At 50.7% G+C, this 6,000-nt stretch carries 7 protein-coding genes and 1 pseudogene; 3 read left to right on the top strand and 5 right to left on the bottom strand.

Going from position 1 to position 6,000, the window contains the following annotated elements:
* From B5G37_RS11980 to B5G37_RS11960, 5 genes and pseudogenes are all read right to left on the bottom strand, one after another.
* Window positions 1-224, bottom strand: a pseudogene (locus B5G37_RS11980) (hypothetical protein); the annotation flags it as partial.
* Window positions 225-660: 436 nt separating this feature from the next.
* Window positions 661-1,764 (bottom strand): site-specific integrase, encoded by a 1,104-nt coding sequence (locus B5G37_RS11975; RefSeq protein ID WP_158099416.1) that lies wholly within the window; start codon window positions 1,762-1,764, stop codon window positions 661-663.
* Window positions 1,765-1,958: 194 nt separating this feature from the next.
* Complete coding sequence (locus tag B5G37_RS11970; protein WP_087257882.1) at window positions 1,959-2,429, bottom strand: hypothetical protein; 471 nt, start codon at window positions 2,427-2,429, stop codon at window positions 1,959-1,961.
* A gap of 94 nt (window positions 2,430-2,523) precedes the next feature.
* Entirely contained in the window at window positions 2,524-3,603 is a 1,080-nt protein-coding gene (locus B5G37_RS11965; RefSeq protein WP_087257879.1) for a type I restriction endonuclease, read from the bottom strand.
* Window positions 3,604-3,617: 14 nt separating this feature from the next.
* Window positions 3,618-4,304: a LexA family transcriptional regulator gene (locus B5G37_RS11960; RefSeq protein ID WP_158099415.1), complete on the bottom strand. Its 687-nt coding sequence runs from the start codon at window positions 4,302-4,304 to the stop codon at window positions 3,618-3,620.
* Between the two features lie 189 nt (window positions 4,305-4,493).
* Between B5G37_RS11960 and B5G37_RS11955 the strand changes: the two genes are divergently transcribed.
* The 3 genes from B5G37_RS11955 to B5G37_RS11945 are packed head-to-tail and all read left to right on the top strand — an operon-like array spanning window position 4,494 to window position 5,827.
* Window positions 4,494-4,745 (top strand): helix-turn-helix transcriptional regulator, encoded by a 252-nt coding sequence (locus tag B5G37_RS11955; RefSeq protein WP_087257874.1) that lies wholly within the window; start codon window positions 4,494-4,496, stop codon window positions 4,743-4,745.
* 14 nt (window positions 4,746-4,759) lie between these two features.
* Window positions 4,760-5,002, top strand: coding sequence for a hypothetical protein (locus B5G37_RS11950; protein ID WP_143482945.1), 243 nt, complete (start codon window positions 4,760-4,762; stop codon window positions 5,000-5,002).
* A 33-nt stretch (window positions 5,003-5,035) separates the two neighbouring features.
* A complete protein-coding gene (locus B5G37_RS11945; RefSeq protein WP_087257867.1) occupies window positions 5,036-5,827 on the top strand; it encodes a phage antirepressor in 792 nt (263 codons plus the stop codon).
* Window positions 5,828-6,000 lie beyond the last annotated feature (173 nt).

Genomic DNA, 6,000 nt, shown 5'->3' with positions numbered 1-6,000 from the left:
TCCCGCACCATACAGGCCAGATCTGCGGCTCTTTGACAGGCTTGTTCCCGTTCCAAATTTGCCACATTCTCCTGCCAGTAGCGTACACCGCCGCCCTCTGTGATCCTGCAGAGAGGGTGTCCATCCCACTCCACGGGAAGTAGACCGTCCTGCACAGCTTGGGTGGTAAATCCCTCTCGCTGGAGTACTCGGCGAAGCTCCTGAAAAAATACTTCTTGATTCATTTTGATTACCTCCTTGGGCTTAGCGCCCTTTTTGAATTTTGATTGAAATGAAAAAAGGCGCCAATCTGATGGTCGGTCACGACCAACAAATTGACGCCTAGAACTTTGTATATTCTGTTTTGGAAAAGATAGCGCCCTTTTTGAATAAGCCGGTTTCAAAAAGGGCGCCAAGTGGGGATGTCTATGCAAATCTCAGGGGAGAAGGGGGTTCGAATCCCTTCGGTTACTGAGAAACAGCAGTTTACATCTATGGAATTTTCGGTGAAATTTTGAGGAGAAAAAGCCCGGAAACAGTTGATGCCGTAGGCTTTTGGCCTACGGCATCTATACTGTTTTGATTTTATGGTACGCCCGAAGGGACTCGAACCCCCAACATTCAGAACCGGAAGCAGTACCCCGTTGTGGCTTTAATACGTTGTGGTGCAATGGATTGAGACTATCCGGTTTCTGATTTGCAACCACCTTTGCAACCATAGTCCAGTTTTGCGATGTTTGCATGGAGTGTGGCGCTGTCCCGGTGGGTGTAGATGTTGGCGGTGGTCTGGATGTCTGCGTGACCCATCAGCTCCTTGGCCACGTTGAGCGGAACCCCGGCCCTCTGGAGGTCAGAGCAAAAGGTATGCCGCAGGCAGTAGGGGGTGAGGTCAGGAGCCACCACGCTGCGGATGATCTGATTGCGGTAGACCCCCGCCCCCATGGCAATGTCCAGATCCCGCTTGAAGCCTGTCCATAGTCGGCGCAAGCTGTTCTCGTTCTGCGGGTTCCCGGCCTGAGTCGGAAAGACGGGGGAGAAGGGCTTGCCCCTGGCGGCCAGGAGGCGCTGGCGCAGCTCAGTGCGCATGGGTATGTCCCGCTGGCCAGCCTCGGTCTTTGTTCCTTTGATTTTCCCGCTGCCAGATTCCCTGGCGGCGTGGACGTGGATCTCGTTGGCATCAAAGTCAATGTCTGCCCAGGTGAGGGCGGCTGTCTCTCCGGGCCTCATGCCGGTGTATAGAAGGGTGAGCACCCAGAGCCCTGCCCGGTGCGTCTTGGCCAGATCCAGAATGGCAGCACGCTCCTGGTCGGTGATAGATCTCCGCCGCCCCTCGGTCATGGCGGGAAGCTCCAGGAGCTCCGCCGGATCGTAGGCAATGAGCCTGGACTGCCGTGCTCGCCGGAACAGCTCTTTGAGCAGCAACCGGATCTTCTTGACGTGGGAGGAGCTGCGCCCGGCTTCGGCGTTGAGAATCTTTTGCAGGTGTACGTCCCGGACATCCTGGAGACGCAGGTGCCCAATGGCCGGCTTGACATAGCCCCTGTACTTTTCGTCATACATCCCCAGGGACTTGGGGGTGAGGCCCTTGTGGTCTTTGTAGGTTGCCTTCCATTGTTTATACCAGGCATCCACCGTCATGGCCCCGCCCAGCGTCTCCTCGCCCCGCTTGGCCTGGGCGATCTTTTCGGCCAGTTTAGTCATGGCCTCCAGCTCGGTTTTTCCTCTTGCGTAGTGTTTTTTCCCGTTCCATCTTGCGGTTTTGACTATATAATTATACTCGCTCACAATCTCACACCTCCATGGATGATGCTCTATTGCCTGCGCCCCTGGAGTGTGGTACAATAAAAGGGCGCAAAAATGCCGTGGTTTGGTCATCGTGGTAATTTGCGTATTCGTCGCCGGTGCTGGTAACACCTGCGACACCTTCCGCCCTCAGTGCTGGTAACACTGGGGGCGTTTTTTTATGTGATTTGGCAATCTCACAGGCTATTGAACAGGTTAAGAATTGCCTCCTCATTTTCGGAAAGCTCTACAATGGCTGCCAGGTTTCCATTGAACTCGCACGGAAACACACCAAACCACTCCAGAGTGACACCGCCATCGCTGACAGCCTTCTCCAGAGCCTCGGAGCCATCCTCAAACTGGTAGATTTCAATTTTGCCGAAATCGAAGGTGTATTTCTGCCCGGCTTTTGCTCCAACCAACTCTGCGCCCATGACCGTGGACTCATATTGATACCCCAGCTGATCCAGGCCGTTGCTGAATTGCTCAAATGGGGTTGCTTCTTGTTCAGGCTCTGGAGTGGACTCGGGCGCCTCCGGGCTGGGGGTGGGTTCCGCTTGGATGCTCTCAGTGGGGGATGCAGACGGGGTATTTCCTGTTTCCCCACCGCAGCCAGCAAGAGCAAGCGCTAACATCAATGCGAGGATGAAGGCAAGCGCTTTTTTCATGTTACATCGTCCTTTCTCATTCTGTTGGTATCTCAACATAATCTGTGACACCGCATATCATATAAAGTCCATATAAAGCACATTCTGCATCAATTTAGAGGTATCGCTCAAGTACGGTGGTAAGTTGCCCCTTGTACTCCCGTAAGTCGTAGATGTCCACAAGCTTGTACTTGGATTCATTTTTATTCTCGTCTGGAACGATGAGTGTTTTCTGATTGTCGGTGAGCCGCAACCTACAAATCCACTTTCGTGTATTTCCTTTGTATAGAATGTTGATGTAGGACTCAGTGTCTTTGTATGTGATGTCATGGATGTCGGTCACGTCTGCGAGCAGATTTTTAATGATAAAAAATGCTTCCAGTTCTTCCTCTGTGGTGACAATGCGAGGTTCTTTTTTGGCTGGATTTGACAAATTATCTGGCTGCTCATCAGGTTGCATCTGCTCTGGAGCAACAACATTACCCCCACTTCCGAGAGCGATCTTTATTTTATCGTTCATCATTTCGCTAACGAGGTCATTGAGTGCTTTCTTGAGAATGGGTCTAAATTTCTCCAGAACATTTTGAGTTTTAGCACCAGAGTAGCAGTTCTGCAGGAAGAAACGAATGAAGTCATCAGAGGGGGAATCCAGTTGTTTGGTGAAAAGGGACTTGAACTCGTGGGCGTATTTCAGCTCAGAGGCCGTGCTGGAAATTGCATCTACATCGAACACAGATTTACAGAATTTTTTTAGCTCTGGAACCTGGTTATCACGAATGTCCAGAATATTGATGGTCAAGAACGGGTCCTTATCCATTTTATTTGGATCATCCAAATCTGTATAGAATTTATAGAATATCCCGTTTGTTAAGATTGCGAATTTCGCTGTGGTTGTCCCGAAATAGCGGAAAAGTTGGGAATCGTGGCGGTCTAGGTTTTCGTTGATGGACTTGCACTCAATAAGAATGGCCGGTTTTCCATTATTGATGATTGCATAGTCTACCTTTTCGCCCTTTTTAATACCTACATCTGCGGTGAATTCGGGTACAAACTCCTGTGGGTTGAAAACGTCGTAACCCAGCATTGCGAAGAATGGCATGATAATTGCCGTTTTTGTGGCCTCTTCTGTTTGCAACGAATCCCTCATGCTTTCGACCCTTTTCGAGAACTGCTTCAACCGATCGATGAAATCCATATATCTCTCTCCTTTTATTTTATATCGCCTTGAAAAGCGACAGCCTTACCTAGTATGCGTATATTATTTAACTCTTCCCCTGAAAAGCGTTTGGTTTCGTACATTGGGTTTTCTGAAAAAAGCATAAGAATTCCGTTTTCTTTGTCATAGTATACCCGCTTCAACATAGCCTCGTCTCCAATTAGGACAGCGGCGATCTCTCCGTTGTTTACGATCTCTTGCTTCCGAATGAACACAATATCGCCGTCCTGGATTCTTGCTCCTATCATGCTGTCGCCTTTGGCCCGGAGACAGAAGTCTGCTTTGACGTTCTCCCCAGCCCCCATATAGGCCTCGAAATGGTTCTCAGCAAAGATGGGCTCACCGCAGGCTATGTTGCCTAGTAGGGGAAACTGTTTTACCAATACGGGAGAAAAGTTGTTAGCGATGTAGTCATTTGGAAAATCGTCAGCGAATGGCTGGGAACTCATTTTCTCCATCCAAGCGGATTTGTTTCTATGCTCAGATTTCCCCAGAAGATAGTCCATATCGACATTGAAATAGTCGGCAATAGCTTCTAGCATTTCTATCCCTGGCTCTCTCTCTCCTCGCTCATACATATTTACACTGCTTTTCGAAGTCCCGATCTGATTCGCAAAATCTTGTTGAGATAAGCCTGATTCTCTGCGTAGAAGTTTCAGCCTATCATTAAACCTTGCCATCCACAGTCCACCTCCCTTCATCTTAATCTAATTATACACATTTTGTGCACTCGTTCAATCTAACATTGTGCACAAAACGTGTACGGAATATTTGTGTACGTTTTATTTGTATATCAGCTTGACTGAAGAGTACTATATGTGTACTATTGTTATAACGAGCACAAATAGTGCACAAAGGTGGTGAAGAATATGAATCAGTTTATGACAGTTGGTAAGATTCTCCGTAATCTACGTGGGAATAGAACTCAGGACGAAATTGCTTCAGATTTGGGGATTACCAAGTCTTCTTGGGCAATGTATGAGAGAGATGAGCGAATTCCAAGGGATGAGGTCAAGGTCAAGATTTCCAATTATTTCGGAATGACTGTCCAGGAAATTTTTTTCCCCAATCAGAGCACAATAAGTGCTCAACAAGACAAAAATGGCAGGGTCACTGTATGAAGGGAGTGATTTATATGGCGACACAAACGCCTATGTGGCGGGACGTCTCCGCCAAGAAGAAAGATATGTTCGCACGCCACGGCGTGGCCATGCTGAATCTCAAGCAGGTGGCGCAGGAGTTTGGATGTAAAGACGAGCGCACCGCAAAAAAAGAGTTGGAGGCCCTGGCCGTCCCTGGGATCTCCGTTGGCCGTCGAGTGCTTTATGAGGTTGATGTGTTGGCAAAAGCCCTGGTGGCCAGACGTGGCATGAACTGAGCTGAACAACCAGAATTTGAAAGGAGTGTAACTATGAATGACCTGATGATTTTCCAGAGCCCGGAGTTCGGGCAGATTCGTACCGTGGAGGTGGACGGTGAGCCGTGGCTGGTGGGCAAGGACGTGGCCCAGGCACTGGGGTACAGCAATCCCAGAAAGGCGCTGGCCGACCATGTGGATGAAGAGGACAGGCGGCAGGATGATGGGGTAACGATTCGTGACCCCATGGGCAGGGAACAGCACCCGACCATCATCAATGAATCCGGACTGTACTACCTGGTGTTGTCCAGCAAGCTGCCCGGGGCCAAGAAGTTCCGCCGGTGGGTGACCAGTGAGGTGTTGCCCTCTATCCGAAAGACTGGCGGTTATGCGATTCCGCAGGATTACCCGTCCGCCCTACGAGCCCTGGCCGCAGCCGAGGAGCAGCGGCTGGCCCTGGCCGCCGAGAACGAGCGGCAGAAGCAGCAGCTGGCCGACTTTGAGCCCATCCGGCAGTATGTGGACACCATCCTGGAGAGCAAGGGCGCCCTGGCGATCACGCAGATTGCCGCAGACTATGACATCAGCGCCCGGAGGCTCAACCAGATCCTCCATGATGAGGGCGTCCAGCGCAATGTCAACGGCCAGTGGATCTTGTACCGCAAGCACATGGGGAAGGGGCTCACCAGTTCAAAGACCATCCACTTCATCCATGCCGATGGCCGTCCCGATACCAAGATGCAGACCCAGTGGACACAGAAGGGACGGCTGCTCATCCATGAGATTCTGACCCGCCGTGGCATCCTGGCTGTGATGGACAAAGGAGTTGCAGCACCCGGGGCGTGAAAGGAGGAGGGCTCTGATGCTGCCAGTTAGGTTAATTCCAATAAATAATATTCCGGACAATCCTGTGATCTGCAATATGCAGCGCACTGGCTACCCGGATGGGAGGGAACCCGCTCTCCCTCACTGCCCGATCTGTGGCGGAGTATGCGAAACGGTGTATACCGTGAGCGGGT

This window comes from Pseudoflavonifractor sp. An85 (assembly GCF_002161235.1).
Classification (GTDB): domain Bacteria; phylum Bacillota; class Clostridia; order Oscillospirales; family Oscillospiraceae; genus Enterenecus.
This window is presented reverse-complemented; position numbering and strand designations above follow the sequence as displayed.